Origin of the sequence: Zobellia uliginosa (genome assembly GCF_018860745.1) — a bacterium.
Lineage (GTDB): Bacteria > Bacteroidota > Bacteroidia > Flavobacteriales > Flavobacteriaceae > Zobellia > Zobellia uliginosa_B.
The window spans coordinates 299,485-320,864 of the sequence record NZ_JAHKPY010000014.1 but is presented as its reverse complement, the minus strand read 5'-3'; the positions used below and the strand labels follow the sequence as shown (position 1 = coordinate 320,864).

Here is a 21,380-nt window from a genome sequence, read left to right as displayed (position 1 = left end):
TGTGGGGTTATCTGATAACTGTTACTGTTCCTTGTTTTAATGTTTCGCTGTCATTTTTAATTACATAGTAAAAAACCATGTTTTGCTTGGCGAAACTAATAGAGGACTCTGGCCAGTTATTTTGGTAGTTGGTTGAGTTTAGTACTTCCGTACCTTTTGCGTCATAAATGATAACACGCACATCTGATTTGTTCGAGTATGAATTAGGTATAATCCATTGATCATTTGCGCCATCACCATTAGGTGTTATAACGTTAGGTATATTAAATAAGTCTAGGTATGTTACTGTAATAGGTTTGCTAATTTCACAGTTGTCAATATTTGCAATCAACAAATAATTACCTTCTGTAGTAAACGTTGCTGAAGAAGAACCGCTGATTTCAATATTGTTCGAATCCAACCATCTGTAAGCTGTTCCGCCATTTGCGTTTACGGTTTTAGAACTTCCTTCAGGAAAAATTACGTCGCCGTCAATATCCAAAGTAATAAGGTCTGGGTTTAATGGTGTAATACTGATTTCGTTAGATATCTGAGAACATGTACCTTTTCTAATTACCAAACGATATGTACCTTGTTGGGTTACTGACAAAGAGCTATCGGTAGAATTAATAGCTTCACCATCGCGCTCCCAATCAAAAATTTCAGAGCTTAAATCTGTTGTAGTCGATATGGTTATTATATCAGAAGAACTACAATATACTGTACTTGTGCTGCTAATGGCTAAAGCTTCACTTGCTAATTGCACAGGTAATGCGTTAGAGGTAGATGTCATCCCACTTAAATCTGTGCTTACAGTGTAATTTCCGTTTTCGTCACTATTGGTTAAGCTTATAGATTGTGAAGCTTCACCCGTTACATTTGTTCCATCTTTCTGCCATTGGTATGTAAAAGAAGAAGCAACATCTTCAGTTACATCTACTTCACTTCCATCACCTAAAACCGCGTATATCTTATCAGTTGATAGTGCAATACTTGTACTTGTACAAGATTCATAAGAAGTAGCATAAGCTATTTCTGTTCTAAATGCCGTAGGGGCTACAATCTCTGTATCTTCAGAATTGATAGTAGTAGAAGAACATGTACCTCCAGTTTGAGTAACCGCTGCATGATATGTACCAGCTTGTGTAACGGTTAATGAAGAATTATTAGAACTTGGTATTGGGGTTCCATTTCTGAACCACTCGTATGTTGGCGAGTTGGCATTTGTTGTAATGCTTAAGGTTTGGGGTTGAGAAGGAAGCACTACTAAATTAGCATTGTTGTTTCTCGTAACAGTAAAGGCACCTGCATTGGTAATTGTAACTGCCGCAGATGTTTCCGTACAAACTCCTGCACCTTGAACCCTTACGGTATAGTCTCCAACAAATGCCGGGTCGTTGGTGTTTATAGTATAGGTAAAGCCTCCGGTTTGTGATGCTTGTACTTCAGTTCCATTTTTATACCATGTATATATATAAGTCCCATCTTGTACGTTTGCCTCTAAAGGTGCGGCTGTATCTCCTGCACATAAGGCTGTAGAAGTTGGAGGGGTAATGGCAATTCCTGTGCTTGTACCTGAATTTACTACTATATGATTAGACTCTGTATTAGCAGAACCAGTACAATCGCCGTAATCAATAAAGGCAAAATATTCACCTGTACCATCTGTTAAGATGGAAGGTCCGTTTTCTGATAATTTGGTTCCACTTCTATACCACGAATACTGATAGGTATTTAATTCTGAAGGTGGTATGTTATCAACAGTTAATGTTATTTGTGTACTCCCACAGGCCTGAACGCTACCTGGAGTTGTGCCATCACCATCCGGACTCATATGTAAATTGGTATCAAAGCCTAAAAAGTACATGGAGTATCCTTGTGAATCAGGACTGGTTGAGGCCGGACTAGTACTGCGGACTCTCATCTTGTAATTGGCACCTCTAGTATCTGTAGGAAGATTAAAACTAGTTGTGAATTCGTTGTTACTGTTTTGGTCCGTTACCGTTGACAGTGTAAAAGGGGTTCCAAACGAACCGCTAGGGTCAGACAGTTCCAAAATAAAACTGTTGTCCGAATTAGCTGCGCCTGCCCATTCTATGGTAACGAAGAACTCGTTAAAGTCGGTATCTGCACATGCTCTTGGCCATGCATTAGTTCCTGATAGATTTGGGTTGTCTGCTGGCACGGGTGCCTGAAGAGCAATCTGTGCAGAGATTTGTGAGGTAAGCAGCACTAATAGCGCTGTTAAAATTGTTCGCGGAATGTTAATTCTTTTCTGTCTCATAAGTAGGCGTAGTTTTGGGTTTACTACAGGTTTCAATGTCAGATTTGGGTTATGACAAGTAGAATACATAACAAATATGACCTATTATACACGCGTGGAGAATTTATTGTTGTATCAGGTTATATAATTGTTGTGAAATGCCACTATTTGTATGAATGAAATTTGAAATCTTATCGATTACTGCATTTTACTTACCTTTGTGGCTCTAAAAATGAACCCTATGAGCGAGGCAGTTGAATCCTTGAATTTCATTGAACATATTGTTGAAGACGATCTAAAAAACGGTTACTCTAAAAAGGAATTACGTTTTCGTTTTCCACCAGAGCCAAACGGCTATTTACACATTGGCCATGCAAGCTCCATTTGCCTAAATTTTGGGCTTGGATTACGGTATGATGCACCGGTAAATTTGAGGTTTGATGACACCAATCCTGCTAAGGAAGAACAGGAGTATGTAGACGCTATTAAAAAAGATGTGGAATGGTTGGGATTTAAGTGGGATACCGAAAGGTATGCTTCTGATTATTTCCAACAGTTGTACGATTGGGCCATAGAGTTGATCAAGCAGGGAAAGGCATATGTGGATGAGCAATCTTCCGAGCAGATGGCAGAGCAAAAAGGAACACCTACACAGGCAGGAACGAATAGTCCGTTTAGAGATCGTTCCGTAGATGAGAATTTAGCTATTTTTCAGAAAATGAAAGATGGAGAATTTCAGGAAGGAACGCATGTGTTGAGAGCTAAAATAGATATGGCGTCCTCTAACATGTTGATGCGTGACCCTATTATGTACCGTGTGTTACATAAGGCTCATCACCGCACTAATACCGATTGGTGTATTTATCCCATGTATGATTGGACACATGGTGAGAGTGATTATATAGAACAAGTTTCGCATTCATTCTGTACGTTGGAGTTCGCTATGCACCGCGAATTATATGATTGGTTTTTGGATCAGGTTACAGATGCAAATAAACTTCGGCCTAAACAACGTGAGTTCGCTAGAAGAAACTTAAGTCATACGGTTGTAAGTAAACGCAAGTTATTGCAATTGGTAGAACAGAATGTGGTTACAGGATGGGATGATCCAAGAATGAGTACGTTATCCGGGCTTCGAAGAAGGGGTTATACACCAGAGTCTATTCGTAATTTTGTGGAGACCATAGGTATTGCCAAACGGGATAATCTTATTGACGTATCACTTTTGGAATTCCATTTGCGTGATCATTTAAATAAAATTTCTCCAAGGGTTATGGGTGTTTTAGACCCGGTAAAAGTAGTTATTACTAATTATCCAGAGGGTGAAGTGGAGTGGTTGCAAACTGAAAATAATCCAGAAGATGCATCTGCTGGTAAACGCGAAGTTCCATTTTCTAGAGAGATTTATATAGAGAAAGAAGATTTTAGAGAAGAGGCCAACCGTAAATTTTTTCGTCTTAAATTAGGCGGAGAAGTGAGGCTAAAGTCGGGATTTATCATAAAAGCCGAGAGCTGCACAAAAGATACCGATGGGAATATAATTGAAATTCAATGTACGTATGATCCTAAAAGTAAAAGTGGGAGTGGTACGGAAGAAAGCCTACGTAAAGTAAAAGGAACATTGCATTGGGTATCTGTAGCCCATGCTTTAAAAGCAGAGGTTAGGCTATATGACCGTTTATTTACAGATGAAAGCCCGGATACGCATAAGGATAAGGATTTTATGGAATTTATAAATCCTAATTCCCTAAAAGTGATAACTGGTTATTTAGAACCGAGTTTGGCAACAGCAAAATCAGGTGATCGATTTCAGTTTCAACGTTTGGGATATTTTTGTGTTGATCCAGATTCTAAGGAAGGTAAATTAGTTTTTAACAAAACGGTCGGATTACGAGATACTTGGGCAAAAGTTCAAAACAAGTAACATTAACCATTTACATAAGGAAACTTCTTAAGGACATTTTGTTTTTAAGAAGTTTTTTATGGATAACTTCCAAAATTAACAGTATAGATTATTCTTATTATATTATAAATAACCATAGGTATGTGTTATTAATAATCACTTTGTTTGGCGACTTGTGAGGACAATTAAAATTTGAGCCTATAAATCTATCCACTTATCGATCTTACTGTCGTTAAAAGGCTTGAAAAGCGTTAAATCTTACTTAAATAGATGTAAACGTTAATTTTCGAATCGATTGAGGTCATATTGCAATCTTGTTTAGAGTACATTGCAGAATATATATAAACGACGTTTTACTTTTCTATTTTTTAAGCGAAAAGAAAACGCATTATATTTTAAGTAAAATATTAATTTAAAAAAATAGAGATTATGTCAAATGATAGTGGAAATGTTTTATTGGCGGTTTTAACCGGAGCAATAATTGGAGTAGGGGCAGGAATTCTGTATGCACCGGCTAAAGGTGAAAAAACCAGGAAAAAAATTAAAAAGAACGCTTTGAAGACCAAAGACGATTTAACCCACAGAATCACACAAGCAACTGAGGAACTTACAAAGACTGCTGAGGAGAAAAAGGTTGATTTTGAGATGAAATTGGAAGATACGATTTCAAATATGAGCTACAAGGCTGATGATATCATTATGAGCCTAGAGAATAAATTGGCAGAATTGAAGAAAAAGAATGCGCAATTACAGAAATAATATATGGCTTTTGAAGAACTAAAAGAGAGCATTTCAGAAGCTGAGGCAAGTGCTAAGTCATATATTGATAGTAGCAGGGAGTTTTACAAGCTAAAAGCCTTTAAATTGCTCATGAAGGGTATTACCGGCCTTGCACAAGCCGTTTTTCTAGGCATAGCATTCGTACTTGCCCTTTTGTTTCTTTCAATCGCTGCCGGTTTTTGGATTGGATCAGAAATGGGTAATACTGCTATTGGCTTTTTAGTTGTTGGAGGATTCTATATTCTTATAGGAATATTGGTCTTTGTCTTTCGTAAGTCATTGGTTAAACCTTTAATGGCAAGATTTTCCGAACTTTATTTTGAAGAAATATGATACCAAAGAAATACACTTCCTTTGAACAGATAGACAAAGATTTAAAAGTTCTAAAATTGCAACAGGAAATAGAACGAGAAAATCTAAAAATGCAAGTACAAATAACTAAAAACAGCTTGTATCCTACGAATTTGCTCGGTGGTTTTAGCGGTGTTTTACAAAAACTCACCTTATCTCTTGTAGCGAAGAAGTTAATGAAGAAATTCTAGATTCTATATAGAATATGAAAGGGCCTTAAGATGTAATTCTTAATGCCCTTTTTTTTAACGGTTTCTCAAAGAAATTTATTTTTTCTTCTCTTGCTGTGTCTTTTTCATTGATTCACCAATCATATTACTTGCTGTAAAAGAGGCCACCATGTTATTCAACATATCACTACCGGCTTGAGGTGAATTAGGTAGCAATATCAGATTAGTATTGGTTTCTTCACCAATGGATTGAAGCGTATCATAATGTTGAGTAACCACAATTAGGGCAGAAGCTTCTTGTGAGTTAATACCAACTTTGTTTAAAACCTCAACGGATTCTTCTAATCCGCGAGCAATTTCGCGACGTTGGTCTGCAATACCTTGACCTTGTAATCGCTTACTTTCCGCTTCCGCTTTTGCCTTTTCAACAATAAGGATACGGGCAGCATCACCCTCAAACTGTGCTGCTATTTTTTCACGCTCAGAGGCATTAATACGGTTCATGGCTTCTTTTACCTGAGCATCTGGGTCAATATCCGTTACCAAGGTTTTAATAATGTCATAGCCGTAATCTAACATGGCATCCTGTAGTTCTGACTTAACCGCAATGGCTATATCATCCTTCTTTACAAATACATCATCTAATTTCATTTTTGGAACTTCGGCCCGTACCACATCAAATACATATGAAGTGATTTGCTCATGTGGATATTCTAATTTATAGAAGGCATCATATACCTTTTCCTTAATTACTACATATTGTACGGAAACCTTAAGTTTTACAAAAACATCATCTAAGGTTTTAGTTTCGATTATAACATCCAGTTGCTGAATTTTAAGTCCCATCCTTGCCGAAATGCGCTGTACAAATGGTATTTTAAAGTGAATTCCCGATTGTCTAACACTTGTGAATTTTCCGAATGTTTCTATAAGAACTGCGGTTTGTTGTTTAACTATAAAGACCCCAGAAAGAAACGTCGCAATGACGAAGAAAATGACCGGTATCCAGATAAGATTTCCCATAATTTGTGATTTTTAGTTATGAATTGAATTTACAAAACGTATTGTATATATGTAGTACTTTTCTTGGGTTTGTTACAAGTACTATCAATAAATAAAAAAGGTGCAGAAATTAGAACGAACTAAAATCTGCACCTTTTCAATGGAATAGAGGGTTTCTAAGCCAAATGCAATATTGCTTTTTGAATTCTAGCAATGCTATCTTCTTTGCCGATCATGGCTATAATATCAAATAAATGCGGGCCTTTCATATCACCAACAATCACCAAACGCAATGGTGGCATTACCTTACCAAAGGACAGTTCTTGTTCACCAATCCATTTTTTTACGATAGTTTCAACGTTTTCGGAGGAGAAATCGGAGATTTCTTCAAGTATTGATACCAGATGGTTTAGAATATCTGGCGTACCTTCTTTCCATTGTTTTTTGGCTGCTTTCTCGTTGTACGAGGTAGGAGCAACAAAGAAATAATCAGATAAATCCCAAAAATCTGCTACAAAAACAGCGCGTTCCTTTATTAAAGCAACAACCTTTTCCACGTAGCCTTTTGGTTTTGTAGCTATAGAGATGGACTTCTTTTTTAGTATTTCGGCATATAACTCGCCCAGTTCATCATTAGCCTTATTTTGTAGATACTGTTGATTGTACCATTTGGTTTTGTCCGGATCAAAACGTGCTCCTGACTTGTTTACACGCTCTAGGCTAAAACTATGAACTAATTCTCCTAGACTGAAGATTTCTTTTTCAGTACCTGGATTCCAGCCTAACAGCGCCAAGAAATTAACAACGGCTTCTGGGAAATAACCTGCTTCTCTATATCCTTGGGACTCCTTCCAGCTTAATGGAAACACAGGGAAACCCATTTTTTCTCCATCTCGTTTGCTTAGTTTGCCTTTCCCTACGGGCTTCATAATTAAAGGCAAATGTGCAAATTCAGGTGTGTTCCAGCCAAAAGCATCATATAATTGCTGATGTAATGCCAAGGAAGGAAGCCATTCTTCACCACGAATAACGTGAGTGATTTGCATTAAATGATCATCTACTATGTTAGCTAGGTGGTAGGTTGGCATTCCGTCTCCTTTAAAAAGAACCTTATCGTCCAATACATTGGTATCTATTTCTATAGTACCACGAACAATGTCTTTTAAATGTAGTTTTTTATCGGGTGCGGTCAGGAAGCGTACCACATAGTCTTCACCGGAATCAAGTCGTTTTTGAACTTCTTCAGGGGTTAAAGACAAAGAATTATCCAGTTTTAAACGGTTGTGCCAGTTGTAAATAAAAGTCTTGCCGTTAGCCTCGTGATTTTTTCTGTGGAAATCTAATTGTTCGGCTGTATCAAAAGCGTAGTAGGCTTTACCATTCCTAATTAGTTCTTCTGCGTATTGTTTGTATAAATGTTTGCGTTCGCTTTGCCTGTAGGGTCCGAAATCCCCCTGCAAACCGGGACCTTCATCAAATTTAAGTCCACACCAATTGAGTGCGTTTATGATATATTCTTCAGCACCTTCTACATAGCGGTTTTGATCGGTATCTTCTATTCGTAAAATAAAATCGCCACCGTGTTTTTTGGCGAAAAGATAATTGAATAGGGCGGTGCGGACACCACCAATGTGCAATGGCCCCGTAGGGCTAGGTGCAAAACGTACGCGTACTCTTTGGCTCATGGCGATTTTTTTATGGCGCAAAGGTATAAAAAGCGACCTAGGTCCCAAAGGGATACGAATTAAACCGCGCTATTGTTCGGTTATAGTAAGCTTTAAGTGCTCAGGTGCTTTTTTGCTTATCTTTACGTTCTATGACAGGTTACCGCAATATACTGGGAAAGCTTAACGGTTTCATCAGAAAGTATTATACCAAGATGCTTATAAAAGGCGTCTTGCTTTTTGTAGCATTGGGGTTACTTTTCTTAATTGCGATTTTAGGTATTGAATACCTACTTTGGCTCAATTCTACGGGTCGTTTTATCCTTTTACTGGCATTTCTGGGCATAGAGCTTTATTTGTTGTTTAAATACATCCTTAAGCCCTTGTTCTATCTGTTTAAACTTAAACAAGGGATAAGCAATAGACAAGCATCTTTATTGATAGGTAAACATTTTCCGGAAGTAGGAGATAAGTTATACAATCTTATTGATTTGGGTGAGGATAAAAACCAGTCGGAATTATTGTTGGCCAGTATAGAACAACGAAGCCGGAATATGAGCATAATTCCTTTTACTAAGGCAGTAGATTTTAAGGATAATTTTAAATATTTAAAGTACTTGGCAATACCGGCTCTTATCCTTATGTTGGTTTGGGTTTCGGGAAATTTAAAGTCTTTTTTTGGTTCTGCGGATAGAGTTGTGAATTATAGTATGGCCTATGAGCCTCCTGCTCCTTTTTCTTTTCACTTATTATCTAATGATTTACGTGTTTTGGATTCAAAGGAACATACTGTTGAAGTAACTACGAAAGGAGAGGTTAAACCGGAAACCGTTTTTATCGTAATAGATGGAAAACAGTCTCTTTTACGAGAAGATAACGGTCGGTACTTATACACGTTCACTCCTCCTTTAAAAAACTCAAAATTTTATTTTTTGGCCAATGATGTTAGATCAAGGGATTATCAACTTCAGGTGCTTAAGACTCCAGTTATTGAGGATTTTCAAGTTAAGTTAGACTATCCTAATTACACGGGTAGGGCTTCGGAAACCATTAAAAGTACAGGTAATGCAATTTTTCCGGAGGGCACTAAGGTCACTTGGAATATCAAAGGGGAGAATACCAAAAATGTACGTTTAATCACCAAGGATACCATTCAGGATTTTTTGGTCGATGACGGTGCATTTTCTCTACAGAAACGTGTATATAAAAGTTTGGGATATGAAGTGTCCACATCAAATGATAATGTGGATGACTATGAGAAACTAGCCTATGAATTTACAGTGATTAAAGATGCGTATCCAGCTATCAAGGTCAGACAGGTTTTGGACTCCCTGAATCCCAATTTAGCCTATTACTCGGGAGAGGCCACGGATGATTATAAACTGAAGAGTATAAAACTTGTTTGTTATAGGGATGGTGAACCGGATAAGCGTCAGGTTATACCGCTCAGCACACCATCAGGAAATTTTGAACAATTTTATTATACTTTCCCTTCAGGCCTGGAATTATTAGAGGATAAGCAGTATAGTTTTTATTTTGAGGCAGTAGATAATGATGCCATTCATAATGGTAAATCAACTAAATCCGAAGTGTTTTCCTTGTCATTGTTAGATGAGAGTCAATTGAGAAAGAAGGAATTGGAGGCTCAGCAGTCTATTATCAATAATTTGGATAAGTCGTTAGACCAGTTCAAAGAACAAAAAGAAGACCTAAAGGAGATTAGAAAAGAGCAGAAAGAGAAGAATCAGCTAGATTTTACAGATCAAAATCAAATTAAGGATTTTCTACAAAAGCAACAACAGCAGGAAATTCAAATGGAAGAGTTTAGTAAGCAGCTAAAAGAGAACTTAAACAAATTGGAAAGTAATGATAAGTTTAACGAGCTACTTCAGGAACGTTTAGAGCGTCAAGAATTACGTGCTAAGAAGAATGAAAAATTACTTGATGAGTTAAATAAGATTGCTGATAAAATAGATAAAGAGGAGCTTTCAAAAAGGTTAGAGGAATTGGGAAAGAAACAGCAAAGCAGTGAGCGTAATCTTGAACAGTTGCTAGAATTGACCAAGCGGTATTATGTTACGGAGAAGGTAAATCAGCTAGCTAGGGACTTGGAAAAACTTTCTAACGAACAGGAAAAAGCTGCGGATTCACTAAATACATTGGAGGACACAGATATCCAAGAACAGTTAAACAAGGATTTTGAGGATATAACAAAGGAATTTGATGAGCTTCAGAAGGACAATGAAGATTTAAATAAACCATTAAATATAGATCGAAGCCAAGATAGGGAGTCTGGGGTTAAGGAAGATCAAAATGAAGCTTTAAAAGAGCTTAAAAAGGAACAATCTAAGGATACGGGGGGTGGTGAGAAAAAAGAAAAGTCTGATAAAGCTAAACAAAAACAAAAGTCTGCAGCGCAGAAGATGAAAGAAATGAGTGAACAACTCAGTAAATCTGCTGCTGGGGCGGGAGGGGAATCCACCATAACGGAAGACGCCGAAATGCTTCGGCAAATATTGGATAATTTAATCACCTTCTCTTTTAAGCAAGAATTACTGTACGATAGTCTGGAGGATGTGGATTCAGATAGTCCACAATTTTCAAATGCTATACATAAACAGCAGGAGTTACGTGAGCTTTTTGAGCATGTTGACGATAGTCTGTTTGCTCTTTCTCTAAGAAGAGCTGAGCTTTCTGAATTCGTAAACGAACAGATTACGGAGGTCTATTATAATGTGGACAAAACATTGGAAAGTGTTGCTGAAAACCAAATATACCAAGGTGTATCCTACCAAAAATATGTGCTTAGTGCATCCAATAGTTTATCTGACTTTCTCGCCAATATTTTGGATAATATGGAGCAGAGTATGATGTCCGGTCAAGGAGAGGGACAGGGCGAAGAGGGTGGTTTTCAACTACCGGATATCATTAAGGGACAACAGGAGTTAAAGGAAAAAATGAGCGGTATGGGTAAGCCTGGAAAGGGTAAGCCTGGTAAAGGAGAGTCTGGTGAGGGTAAATCCGGCGAAGGCGAAGGGCAAGGGGAAAAAGGAAAAGGTTCTACATCAGGAGAGGGTAAAAAGGGTAGTGGCGAAAAAGGAGGTAATGAAGGTGGGGATCAAGGAGAAGGTTCAGAAGGAAACAAGGGAAAAGGAAAAGCGGGGCAGAATCAAAACGGTGAATCTGGACCAGGTAATGGACAACCCTCTGAATCGGAGTTGCAGGAAATTTATGAGATTTATAAAGAGCAGCAAATGTTGCGGGGTAAGTTAGAGCAGCAACTCAAGGATATGATGGATGCAGGCGATAAAAAATTGGCTCAGAAGCTTATTAAGCAAATGGAGGATTTTGAGAACGACCTTTTGGAAAATGGGGTTACCCAAAGAAGCCAAACTAAGATAAATAACATTCAGTATGAAATGCTGAAATTAGAAAATGCATCCCTTAAACAAGGGAGGAAGTCTAAAAAAGAGAGTAATACAAATACCAGTCAGTTTCAAAACCCTATTATTACTAAGCCCTCATTCTTAGAGAATTATCGTAACGAAGTAGAGATTTTAAACAGACAAAGCTTACCTTTGCGCCAAAATTTTCAAAACAGGGTAAAAGACTATTTCAAGAACAATGATTGAGTTCCATTATAAAACCGGGTTTTCACTAGAAAACGAAGATAAATATTCAGATTGGTTAAACGCAGTAGTGGAATCAGAAAATGGTGTTCTTAACCAGATAGATTACGTTTTTTGTTCAGATGAAGAGGTTTTGAAAATGAATAAAAAATATTTGAATCACGATACGTATACAGATATTTTAACGTTTGATTATACGGAAGATAATGTCATCGGCGGAGATATATTTATCTCTGTAGATAGAGTAAAAGATAACGCTAAGATATTTAATATCTCGTTGGAAGAAGAAGTTTTGCGTGTTATGGCTCATGGCGTGTTGCACCTTTTTGGTTTTAAGGATAAGACAAAGGAGGAAGTAGTTATAATGAGGCAAAAAGAAAATGAGAAAATTATGATGTTCCACGTGGAACATTAAGGTTGTTTTGCGTTTAGTGCATGGCTGTTTGCCATAATTTTTATTTTGAAATCACAATTTTAGAGGATAAGAGATGTTTGCAGAGGAGTATGATGTTATTGTTGTTGGAGGAGGGCACGCTGGTGCAGAAGCTGCAGCGGCAGCTGGAAATATGGGTTCTAAAACCCTGTTGGTGACCATGAATTTACAGACCATTGGTCAGATGTCCTGTAATCCTGCTATGGGTGGAATTGCTAAAGGACAAATTGTTAGAGAAATTGACGCATTGGGCGGAATGAGCGGTATTATCACGGATAAGTCAGCGATTCAATTTAAAATGCTTAATAAATCGAAGGGCCCTGCAATGTGGAGTCCGCGTGCTCAGAATGACCGTATGCGTTTTGCTGAGGAATGGCGTTTGGCTCTAGAAAATATACCGAATGTAGATTTCTATCAGGAAATGATAAGTGGCTTATTGGTTGAGAACGGTAAAGCCGTAGGAGTTAAAAGCTCTTTAGGTATAGATATTCGATCTAAATCGGTAATTCTTACGAACGGCACCTTTTTAAATGGATTGATTCATATAGGTGAAAAGCAGTTTGGTGGCGGTAGAGCAGGAGAGAAGGCTGCTACCGGAATTACAGAACAATTGCTGGAATTAGGTTTCGAGAGTGGCCGTATGAAAACCGGAACTCCACCAAGGGTTGATGGTCGTTCTTTGAATTATTCAGTTATGATTCCGCAACCTGGCGATGCTATTCCAGAAAAATTTTCATATTTACAGACTCCGGTTTTGACCACTCAACGGGACTGTTTCATGACACATACTAGTGATTTGGTCCATGACGTTTTGCGTGAGGGATTTGATCGCTCGCCAATGTTTAACGGTAGAATCAAAAGTGTGGGACCCCGATATTGTCCGTCAATAGAGGATAAAATCAATCGCTTTGCTGATAAAAATAGTCATCAAATTTTTGTAGAACCGGAAGGTTGGGATACGGTTGAAGTATATGTAAATGGGTTCTCTACTTCCTTGCCTGAGGATGTTCAGTTTAAAGCTTTACGATCTGTTGTAGGTTTTGAAAACGTCAAATTTTTTAGGCCTGGTTATGCTATAGAATATGATTATTTTCCGCCTACACAACTAAAGCATACCTTAGAAACTAAGCTTGTAGATAATCTTTATTTTGCGGGTCAAATTAATGGAACTACAGGTTATGAGGAGGCTGCTTCTCAAGGTTTGATGGCGGGTATTAATGCTCATTTAAAAATTAGCGAGAAAGAGGATTTCGTGCTTCAGAGAGATGAAGCTTATATAGGTGTTTTGATAGATGACTTAATTACAAAGGGTACGGAAGAGCCATATCGCATGTTTACTTCTAGGGCAGAATACCGAACTTTGTTGCGTCAGGATAATGCTGATTTGAGATTAACTCCCAGAGGATTTGATATTGGTTTAGCTAAAAAAGAGCGTTTGATTCGTATGGAAGAAAAGGAGGCTAAGTCCGATTCTTTCGTTAACTTTTTTAAGGAAACTAGTGTTAAACCAGAGGAGATCAATCCAATTTTAGATAGTGTAGATTCCGCATTAGTTAAACAATCCGATAAGATGTTTAAGGTATTTTCTAGACCGAAAGTCACCATGGACCATATGCTACAGTTGGATACGGTTTCAGGTTATGTTGAGGATAATAACCTGGATCGGGAAGTGCTAGAACAGACGGAAATACAGGTTAAGTATTCTGGCTATATTGCCAAAGAAAAGAATAATGCGGACAAACTATTGCGTTTAGAGAATGTAAAAATTCCTGCTAATTTTGATTACTCCAAACTTAAATCCTTGTCATACGAAGCTCGTGAAAAGTTGAATTCTATACAGCCGGTGACCATAGCTCAAGCAGCTAGAGTCAGTGGTGTAAACCCTTCTGACATAAGTGTTCTTTTGGTGTATTTGGGAAGATAGATAACCGGAACGTTCCACGTGGAACATGTCTGTGCCACATTGGTTTTCCTTATGAAAACCATGTAGACATCTGTCTTGCGTGAACTTTTCTCGGCAGCAAGAACCCTTCTAATGTGGTATGTACTCTGTTTTATAATTAAACAGAATAGCTTTTACTTACCTCTAGAATAGAACGAATGGATTGAAATTAAATTGTTTTTGGCTAAGTTTTTGTGATAGTATTTTTTCAATTTAAAAATGCTTGCGAATGAAAGCTTTCCTTCTAGTATTGTGCAGCACGTTAATAGGTCAATCATGTATTCCTTTACGAGTGGCACCATCTATAAAAGACTATAAAATTTCCAAGGGAAAGAAGTTTAAAAGAACCCTTTCCAAACGCACGATGTTTATTTTTGAGGATCATAAAGAAGCTTCTCATTTTTATAATTATATAAACACTAAGTTTCAATTGAATGATGAAAATGTCTATGATGATATTCCATTTTTAATTGACGGCGAGAATTATTTTTTTGCTTTTTATGAGATTGATATACCTACGAAAGTTTTGAACTTAGGACCTACTCTTTTCAGTGCTACCCTAAATGCAGCTTTGAGTTTAGAGGATGATGAAGGATATGTTGGAGGAGACGATGTAATACGAACTGATAATTGGTATTTGGCCATTGAGGTTTATAGTGATAAGGAAAAAGATTGTCTTCATGAAGATTCGTTTTCTAGAGAGCCAGTTTTAAATTATCTTCGAACTCTCAAAAAGGAATATCTTACCACGCACAACTATAATGAAACCGTTTTTAAAAACTAAAGATTTTTCAATTTCTGGAGAAGACTTTGAATTGATTTTGGATGAAGAGTTACAAATGTTGGTGACTACACCTGAGCCCAAAAATCTGCAAAAGTATTACGAAAGTGATGACTACATATCACATACAGATGCTTCAAAATCTGTAGTGGATAAAATGTATCAAGCGGTAAAAAAGTTTAGTCTCTCTCAAAAAGTAGCTTTAATAAATTCTTATGCAAAGAATACTAAAACCTTGTTGGATGTTGGGGCAGGTACCGGAGATTTTTTGTTGCAGGCAAAAAAGAATAATTGGACGGTTACGGGAATAGAGCCAAGTAGTGATGCAAGAGTTCGTTCCAGTGAGAAGAAAATGAATTTGCTTTCCGATATGGAAGAGTTGCCAAACACTAAATTTCAGGTAATAACACTTTGGCACGTTTTGGAGCACTTACCTAATCTTGATGATCAAATCCAAAAAATTGTAGCGAACTTAGAAGATAACGGTACGCTTGTAATAGCAGTTCCTAATTTTAAATCTTTTGATGCAAATTATTATAAAGAGTTTTGGGCAGCTTATGATGTGCCAAGACATCTTTGGCATTTTTCTAAAGAGTCAATAGAAAAAGTATTCGCAAAACAGAATATGAAATTAGTAAAAACAAAACCTATGTGGTTTGATGCTTTTTATGTCTCCTTGCTTTCTGAAAAATATAAAACCGGTAGACAGAATTTTATCAAGGCCTTCGGTGTAGGATTTTGGTCAAATTTTAGGGCAGTGTTCAGCGGACAACCCTCTTCTGTAATCTATATTCTCAAAAAGCATCCATAAGCTCTTTCTGAAGCTTAAAACTTGTTTTAAGCGATTTTAACGATGTTTGAGTGCTTATCTCTTATGTGTGGATGATTTCGTAAAAATTGTCTTTGTACGCCTTTTTGACGACTCCATTTTTTATTATCTTCCTTTATATTCTTGTGTTCTTTGTATAGAAATTCTTTATAGTTGGTCTTTTGGTCAATTTGAGGTTGTTTAAATTAATTTCTTGAATTATTGTTTCTTCCTTCACATTTAAAAATTTGATGACTACAATTAGAAAAGCTTTTCTATTTTTGCGCAACTTGAAAACTAAATTTGACAGAATTTAGGGAAGGGATAATTTTTGAGAAAATTTTGAAAAGCAAAAAGAAGATTAAAATAAACAGAATTATGAAAAATGTAGTAGTGGTATTTTTAATGTTGGTAGCAGTTTCTTGTCAGCAGGAAAAAATTGGATTTGTAGACAACGTAAAGTTGATGGAAGAGTACCAAGAAAAAATAGATGTTGAAGCTAATTTTAAAGTTAAAGCGGACGCTCTAACAAAAAAGAGAGACAGTATTACGCAAGCTTTTCAAGTGGAGGCGCAGGCATTCCAAACTCAAGCTCAGAAGTTATCACAAACAAAAGCCCAAGAACAATATGCTGCAATGCAGCAAAAAGGTCAAATGATCGGTCAACAATTGCAGCAGGAAGACCAACAACTTCAATTGTTAGGTCAAACTGAAATGGACAGCATCATCAGTAAAGTAAAAAAAGAGGTAAAAGCTTACGGCAAAGCAAATGGCTACTCATACATTCTTGGTGGTGGCGATGGTGGCAGCGTATTATATGGCGCAGATAAAAATGACCTTACTGCAGAAATCGTAAAACTATTGAACGACAAGTACAAGAAGTAGAATTAACTTACCATCAGAATAAAAGGGTCAACGGATTTTATCGGTTGACCCTTTTTTAGTTTTGAAGTATGTAAACCAAAAATATAGCGGGCATAAAATATACGGTGATGGTTTTAGCCCCTTCATAGTCCTTGGCCATGCGTTGACCGAACATCAACATTAATAAGGATATGCAGGAAAGTATACTGCCATAAAAGGCAATGGTGTTTTCTCCTATAATCAATAATTGATAAAGTCCTATGGCGCATAGAATTCCTGATGCGGTCTCTATTAAGAGCAATGTGCCCAAGAGAGCGGGAACCAAACTTTCTAATGGAGTGTCTTTAAAATGCTCTTTCAGATAGGAAAGGGTTTCCTTCCAATTAAACACTTTGTCAATGCCACTTTGCATAAAGACGATAATCAGAAAAATTAGGATTAAGAGTTCTGTTGCAGAGTGGAGAAAACTGTCCATGGTCTTTTGGTTTTGCGGTTGGTTGCTATTAAGTTACCAAAAAAAGGACAGCAGATAGCAGGCTAAGCCGCTTTTTTGTGCAAAAGACGCGTCAATTTTATAGAAAGATCCGTAAGAATTATTTTAGAATTACCATTTCGTTCAATATGGTAAATAGCGTCTTCAAGCTCTTTTACAATGGTTAGAATATTGTTTTCATGAATGAAAGGAGCAAATTTGTCTAAGCTAAAGCCATCAGTATGTATGCGCATAAAAGCAAGGTCTTTCGCATTGAAATTGATTAGCATGGCTTGGCGCATTACTGTAACGCAATAATGTAGAAATTTCTTTTGGGTTTCACGACCGGTTTTTGCCACTTCTTCACTCCACATAATTAAATCGGAAATCGCACTCTTATTTCCTTTGGCCTTAAAAGCACTACGGACCCATTGTACGAACCATTTTTCAAAAATCAGATCTTCAGAATCTTCGTTCAATAAATCTAATGCCTTATTGAAATTTCCGTTTGCCTCATGAGCAATTCTTAAAGCCTCTTCTCTTAACGCGCCTTTTTCTACAAGGGCATTTGCCATGGCTTCTTCAGCAAGAGGCGGAAAATGTAAAACTTGACAACGAGAACGAATGGTCTGAATAATTTGCCCCTCGTCTTCGGTTATTAAAAGAAATACTGTTTTGTTAGGTGGTTCTTCAATTAGTTTTAAAAGTTTGTTGGCGGCAGCCGTATTCATTTTTTCGGCCATCCAAATCAACATTACCTTATAACCGCCTTCGTATGATTTTAAGACTAACTTTCTAACAATATCCTGTGCTTCATCTACACCGATCTGACCTTGTTTTTTTTCAATACCGATTAAACGATACCAATCAAAAAGATTACCGTAAGGCTGCTCTTTAACAAATTTTCGCCATTCTTCCATGTAATGGTTACTAACGGCATGGCTCTTTACCTTATCAGAATTAGAGACAGGAAAAGCAAAATGCATATCTGGATGAGCAAGGGAATCAAACTTAAGATTACAAGATTGGTTAGCTCCATTATTCTCCCCATCACGGTTTCCGCAAATAATATATTGGGCGTAAGCGATAGCCATAGGAAGTGTTCCTGAACCCTCTGGCCCTACAAATAATTGGGCATGAGGAACTCTGCCTGCATCAGCACTGCCGGCCAAATGGCTCTTGATATGGGATAGCCCTAAAATGTGGTTGAACAGCATGGTCCAAAGATAACTTTTTTAATATATACGATCCAAGGCGGATAACTTCTTAAATATGGTTAATATCTATAGTCTATCGGTTTTGTACTACCAGTCTAACATCCTTTTTATTACATTTGCGACTCTCTAAAACCGCATAACATGAAAACTATAAACGACTTTAATTTTGAAAATAAGAAAGCTCTCATTCGCGTTGATTTTAACGTGCCTTTGGACGAGGAATTCAATGTTGCTGATGCTACCCGTATCGAAGCGGCAAAACCAACAATCATAAAAGTACTTGAAGACGGCGGCAGCGCTGTTTTAATGAGCCATTTGGGTAGACCAAAAGGACAAAAGAATCCGGACCTATCTTTACAGCATATCTGTAATAAAGTTTCAGATGTTATTGGAGTTACCGTAAAATTCGTGCCTGATTGTGTTGGTGAAGTAGCAGAAAAAGCTGTTGCGGAACTTCAGCCAGGTGAAATATTATTGTTAGAGAACCTAAGGTTCCACGCGGAAGAGGAAAAAGGAGACGAGGCCTTTGCCGAACAACTTTCCAAATTAGGTGATATTTATGTAAATGATGCTTTTGGAACTGCGCACAGGGCTCATGCTTCTACAACTATCATTGCAAGGTTTTTTCCTGATGCAAGATGTTTTGGCCTACTACTTGCAAAAGAAATAGAAGCTATTGATAAGGTAATGCAAACTGGTGAAAAACCAGTTTTGGCTATTTTGGGTGGAGCTAAGGTTTCGTCTAAAATTACAATTATTGAAAACATCTTGGATAAAGTAGATCACCTAATTATTGGAGGGGGTATGACTTATACTTTTATAAAAGCACAAGGTGGCCAAGTAGGCGATTCTATTTGTGAAGATGATAAGATGGACCTGGCAATGGAAATTTTAAAGCAGGCAAAAGAGAAGAATGTAGAAGTGCATATTCCTGTTGATGTTCTTGCGGCAGATGATTTTGCCAATAATGCCAACACACAAATTGTAGATGTAAATAAAATTCCTGACGGTTGGCAAGGTTTAGATGCTGGTCCAAAAACATTGGAAATCTTTAAAGAGGTTATCTTGAAATCGAAAACTATTCTTTGGAACGGTCCTATTGGCGTTTTTGAAATGGAAAGTTTTGCGAAAGGAACTATTGCTTTAGGAAACTATATTGATGAGGCTACGAAAGGTGGTGCTTTTTCACTTGTTGGAGGTGGCGATTCAGTTGCCGCTGTTAAGCAGTTTGGTTTTGAAGATAAGGTAAGTTATGTTTCTACAGGCGGAGGCGCTATGTTAGAAAGTTTAGAGGGTAAAACCTTGCCAGGCATCGCTGCAATAATCGGCTAACAAAGGCGTTATCGATAAACGGAACGTTATGTTTAATCGAATAAAATTTTATTTTTTCAGAAAAAAGTACGATTTTAGTAGGGTTACAGTTCGCTGTAACCCTATATTAATAAAAAGCTATTCGCTCCGCTATATAAGCAGTTTAAATGATAAATAATAGAAAACGTTTCCTCACGATATTTTCAAGTCTTGTTCTGGCCTTGCCTTTGGTGGCCCAGGAACAAGAAAAAGATTCTGTTGCAGGTTCTCCAAACCTAATAGAAGAGATTGTCGCGGATACGTTGGCGATGGATTTGAAAGGTATTGAGCAAATGGAGCAAATGGCTCTTGATAGTGCTAGTATCAATGATAGCCCTATTTCCCTTAAAAAAGACAGTATAGACTTAACGGTAAAGCTTAAAGATTTGCCGGAAGCTGCTAAATATGATAGTCTTTGGATGAAGGAGCTGTATGCTAATGCTTCCCTTTCTGATGAGATGTTTCGTGAAGTGGAGCAGTTGGATTATGATAAAACCTATCCTACTTCACTTCCTACGGATACACTAAAAGCACGTTTAGAAAGGTTAAATCAAAAAACACCCTTCAACATAGCTTACAATCCATCCTTGGAGAACGTGATCAAATCGTTTCTTTTTAGAAAAAGAGATCTGATGGAGCGTATGTTAACAACAAGCCAATTCTATTTCCCGCTTTTTGAGCAGGAATTGGACAATTATGATATTCCTTTAGAAATGAAATATCTTTCTATTGTAGAATCCGCACTGAACCCTCGCGCCCGATCTCAAGTAGGAGCAACAGGGCTTTGGCAATTTATGTATCCTACGGGAAAACAATACAAGCTAAATGTAAGTAGCTATGTTGATGAGCGTAGAGACCCTTTAAAATCTACTGTTGCCGCTTGTCAGTTTTTAGCGAAGCTATATGATATTTATGGCGACTGGGATTTGGCGCTTGCAGCTTATAATTCTGGTCCCGGTAACGTAAACAAGGCTATAAGAAGATCGGGAGGATATAAAAACTATTGGAATATTCGTCGTTACTTACCAAGGGAAACGGCGGGGTATGTTCCAGCATTTTTGGCTACCATGTATCTTTTTGAATATGCCGAGGAACATGGTTTAAGAGGAAAAAAGATAGAAAGACCTTATTTTGAAACGGACACGGTACATGTTAAAGGTCTCATAACTTTTGATCAGGTTTCCGAGTTAACGGGCGTTAGTAAAGAAGAATTAAAAGTTTTAAACCCATCCTATAAACTTTACGTAATACCTTTTATAGACGGGAAAAATAACGCTTTACGCTTACCAAAGCATGCTATTGGAAGCTTTGTTCATAATGAAGGTGCTATCTATGATCATGTAAAAAAAGAGATAGAAAGCAAAGAGGGCCCTTTACCACAATTGGTAAAACAGTCTGAACAGAATAGAATTAGGTATAAAGTTCGTAATGGTGATTTTCTGGGGAAAATCGCAGAAAGATACGGTGTGCGTGTAAGCCAATTGAAACAATGGAACGGTTTGCGCAGTAACAATTTAAGAATAGGCCAACGATTGACTATTTTCCCAAGGAAAACACCTGGTGCTGCCGTTGCATCTACAAGAAAATCTACTGTATCAAAAAGCTTCCCACCGGGTACAAAGACCCATACTGTGCGAAGTGGAGATTCTCTTTGGACCATCTCTAGAAAATATCCAGGAATTTCTGTTGAAAATTTACGACAATGGAACGGTATTAGTGGTAAGAATCTAAAACCGGGCACAAAACTAAAGTTGTGCGAATGTTCATCGTAA

The 21,380-nt window shown here is 37.4% G+C and carries 17 protein-coding genes; 12 read left to right on the top strand and 5 right to left on the bottom strand.

Features of this window, described 5'->3' with window-relative positions; translation table 11 throughout:
- Nucleotides 1-7: 7 nt before the first annotated feature.
- Nucleotides 8-2,263 (bottom strand): gliding motility-associated C-terminal domain-containing protein, encoded by a 2,256-nt coding sequence (locus tag KO521_RS16355; protein ID WP_215940986.1) that lies wholly within the window; start codon nt 2,261-2,263, stop codon nt 8-10.
- A 220-nt stretch (nt 2,264-2,483) separates the two neighbouring features.
- On the opposite strand from KO521_RS16355, the gene KO521_RS16350 reads away from it, so the two are divergent.
- From KO521_RS16350 to KO521_RS16335, 4 genes are all read left to right on the top strand, one after another.
- A complete protein-coding gene (locus KO521_RS16350) occupies nt 2,484-4,166 on the top strand; it encodes a glutamine--tRNA ligase/YqeY domain fusion protein (RefSeq protein ID WP_215940985.1) in 1,683 nt (560 codons plus the stop codon).
- 408 nt (nt 4,167-4,574) lie between these two features.
- A complete protein-coding gene (locus KO521_RS16345) occupies nt 4,575-4,904 on the top strand; it encodes a YtxH domain-containing protein (RefSeq protein ID WP_215940984.1) in 330 nt (109 codons plus the stop codon).
- 3 nt (nt 4,905-4,907) lie between these two features.
- On the top strand, nt 4,908-5,258 hold the full coding sequence (locus tag KO521_RS16340) for a hypothetical protein (protein WP_215940983.1): 351 nt from the start codon (nt 4,908-4,910) through the stop codon (nt 5,256-5,258).
- Nucleotides 5,255-5,467, top strand: coding sequence for a DUF6327 family protein (locus tag KO521_RS16335; RefSeq protein ID WP_215940982.1), 213 nt, complete (start codon nt 5,255-5,257; stop codon nt 5,465-5,467). The genes KO521_RS16340 and KO521_RS16335 overlap by 4 nt, the downstream gene beginning before the upstream one ends.
- Nucleotides 5,468-5,542: 75 nt before the next feature.
- Here KO521_RS16335 and KO521_RS16330 read toward each other — a convergent pair whose 3' ends face one another.
- Both KO521_RS16330 and gltX read right to left on the bottom strand, forming a co-directional pair.
- Complete coding sequence (locus KO521_RS16330; RefSeq protein ID WP_215940981.1) at nt 5,543-6,469, bottom strand: SPFH domain-containing protein; 927 nt, start codon at nt 6,467-6,469, stop codon at nt 5,543-5,545.
- A gap of 155 nt (nt 6,470-6,624) precedes the next feature.
- On the bottom strand, nt 6,625-8,133 hold the full coding sequence (gltX, locus tag KO521_RS16325) for a glutamate--tRNA ligase (protein WP_215940980.1): 1,509 nt from the start codon (nt 8,131-8,133) through the stop codon (nt 6,625-6,627).
- Nucleotides 8,134-8,264: 131 nt separating this feature from the next.
- On the opposite strand from gltX, the gene KO521_RS16320 reads away from it, so the two are divergent.
- The 6 genes from KO521_RS16320 (at nt 8,265) to KO521_RS16295 (ending at nt 16,590) form a co-directional block, all read left to right on the top strand.
- Nucleotides 8,265-11,744: a DUF4175 family protein gene (locus KO521_RS16320; protein WP_215940979.1), complete on the top strand. Its 3,480-nt coding sequence runs from the start codon at nt 8,265-8,267 to the stop codon at nt 11,742-11,744.
- Nucleotides 11,737-12,156: an rRNA maturation RNase YbeY gene (ybeY, locus tag KO521_RS16315; protein WP_215940978.1), complete on the top strand. Its 420-nt coding sequence runs from the start codon at nt 11,737-11,739 to the stop codon at nt 12,154-12,156. Before KO521_RS16320 ends, ybeY begins: the two co-directional genes overlap by 8 nt.
- Before the next feature lie 73 nt (nt 12,157-12,229).
- Nucleotides 12,230-14,098: a tRNA uridine-5-carboxymethylaminomethyl(34) synthesis enzyme MnmG gene (gene mnmG / locus KO521_RS16310; RefSeq protein ID WP_215940977.1), complete on the top strand. Its 1,869-nt coding sequence runs from the start codon at nt 12,230-12,232 to the stop codon at nt 14,096-14,098.
- Between the two features lie 247 nt (nt 14,099-14,345).
- The gene (locus KO521_RS16305) at nt 14,346-14,900 is read left to right on the top strand and encodes a hypothetical protein (protein ID WP_215940976.1); all 555 of its coding nucleotides are present in this window, start codon (nt 14,346-14,348) and stop codon (nt 14,898-14,900) included.
- On the top strand, nt 14,878-15,708 hold the full coding sequence (locus tag KO521_RS16300) for a class I SAM-dependent methyltransferase (RefSeq protein WP_215940975.1): 831 nt from the start codon (nt 14,878-14,880) through the stop codon (nt 15,706-15,708). The genes KO521_RS16305 and KO521_RS16300 overlap by 23 nt, the downstream gene beginning before the upstream one ends.
- Before the next feature lie 375 nt (nt 15,709-16,083).
- Nucleotides 16,084-16,590, top strand: coding sequence for an OmpH family outer membrane protein (locus KO521_RS16295; RefSeq protein ID WP_215940974.1), 507 nt, complete (start codon nt 16,084-16,086; stop codon nt 16,588-16,590).
- 55 nt (nt 16,591-16,645) lie between these two features.
- Here KO521_RS16295 and KO521_RS16290 read toward each other — a convergent pair whose 3' ends face one another.
- On the bottom strand, nt 16,646-17,044 hold the full coding sequence (locus KO521_RS16290; RefSeq protein ID WP_215940973.1) for a DoxX family membrane protein: 399 nt from the start codon (nt 17,042-17,044) through the stop codon (nt 16,646-16,648).
- 62 nt (nt 17,045-17,106) lie between these two features.
- A complete protein-coding gene (locus KO521_RS16285; RefSeq protein WP_215940972.1) occupies nt 17,107-18,258 on the bottom strand; it encodes an ATP-binding protein in 1,152 nt (383 codons plus the stop codon).
- 141 nt (nt 18,259-18,399) lie between these two features.
- Between KO521_RS16285 and KO521_RS16280 the strand changes: the two genes are divergently transcribed.
- Nucleotides 18,400-19,590 carry a phosphoglycerate kinase gene (locus KO521_RS16280; protein ID WP_215940971.1) on the top strand — a complete coding sequence of 397 codons (1,191 nt, stop codon included), beginning with the start codon at nt 18,400-18,402 and terminating at the stop codon, nt 19,588-19,590.
- Nucleotides 19,591-19,736: 146 nt separating this feature from the next.
- Nucleotides 19,737-21,380, top strand: coding sequence for a LysM peptidoglycan-binding domain-containing protein (locus tag KO521_RS16275; protein WP_215940970.1), 1,644 nt, complete (start codon nt 19,737-19,739; stop codon nt 21,378-21,380).

Coding starts and splice junctions, on each gene's coding strand:
- gltX (WP_215940980.1), bottom strand. CDS start 8,133: ATGAGCCAAAGAGTACGCGTACGTTTTGCACCTAGCCCTACGGGGCCA.
- KO521_RS16345 (WP_215940984.1), top strand. CDS start 4,575: ATGTCAAATGATAGTGGAAATGTTTTATTGGCGGTTTTAACCGGAGCA.
- KO521_RS16300 (WP_215940975.1), top strand. CDS start 14,878: ATGAAACCGTTTTTAAAAACTAAAGATTTTTCAATTTCTGGAGAAGAC.
- KO521_RS16275 (WP_215940970.1), top strand. CDS start 19,737: ATGATAAATAATAGAAAACGTTTCCTCACGATATTTTCAAGTCTTGTT.
- KO521_RS16340 (WP_215940983.1), top strand. CDS start 4,908: ATGGCTTTTGAAGAACTAAAAGAGAGCATTTCAGAAGCTGAGGCAAGT.
- KO521_RS16355 (WP_215940986.1), bottom strand. CDS start 2,263: ATGAGACAGAAAAGAATTAACATTCCGCGAACAATTTTAACAGCGCTA.
- KO521_RS16350 (WP_215940985.1), top strand. CDS start 2,484: ATGAGCGAGGCAGTTGAATCCTTGAATTTCATTGAACATATTGTTGAA.
- KO521_RS16285 (WP_215940972.1), bottom strand. CDS start 18,258: ATGCTGTTCAACCACATTTTAGGGCTATCCCATATCAAGAGCCATTTG.
- KO521_RS16330 (WP_215940981.1), bottom strand. CDS start 6,469: ATGGGAAATCTTATCTGGATACCGGTCATTTTCTTCGTCATTGCGACG.
- KO521_RS16295 (WP_215940974.1), top strand. CDS start 16,084: ATGAAAAATGTAGTAGTGGTATTTTTAATGTTGGTAGCAGTTTCTTGT.
- KO521_RS16320 (WP_215940979.1), top strand. CDS start 8,265: ATGACAGGTTACCGCAATATACTGGGAAAGCTTAACGGTTTCATCAGA.
- KO521_RS16335 (WP_215940982.1), top strand. CDS start 5,255: ATGATACCAAAGAAATACACTTCCTTTGAACAGATAGACAAAGATTTA.
- mnmG (WP_215940977.1), top strand. CDS start 12,230: ATGTTTGCAGAGGAGTATGATGTTATTGTTGTTGGAGGAGGGCACGCT.
- KO521_RS16290 (WP_215940973.1), bottom strand. CDS start 17,044: ATGGACAGTTTTCTCCACTCTGCAACAGAACTCTTAATCCTAATTTTT.
- KO521_RS16280 (WP_215940971.1), top strand. CDS start 18,400: ATGAAAACTATAAACGACTTTAATTTTGAAAATAAGAAAGCTCTCATT.
- KO521_RS16305 (WP_215940976.1), top strand. CDS start 14,346: ATGAAAGCTTTCCTTCTAGTATTGTGCAGCACGTTAATAGGTCAATCA.
- ybeY (WP_215940978.1), top strand. CDS start 11,737: ATGATTGAGTTCCATTATAAAACCGGGTTTTCACTAGAAAACGAAGAT.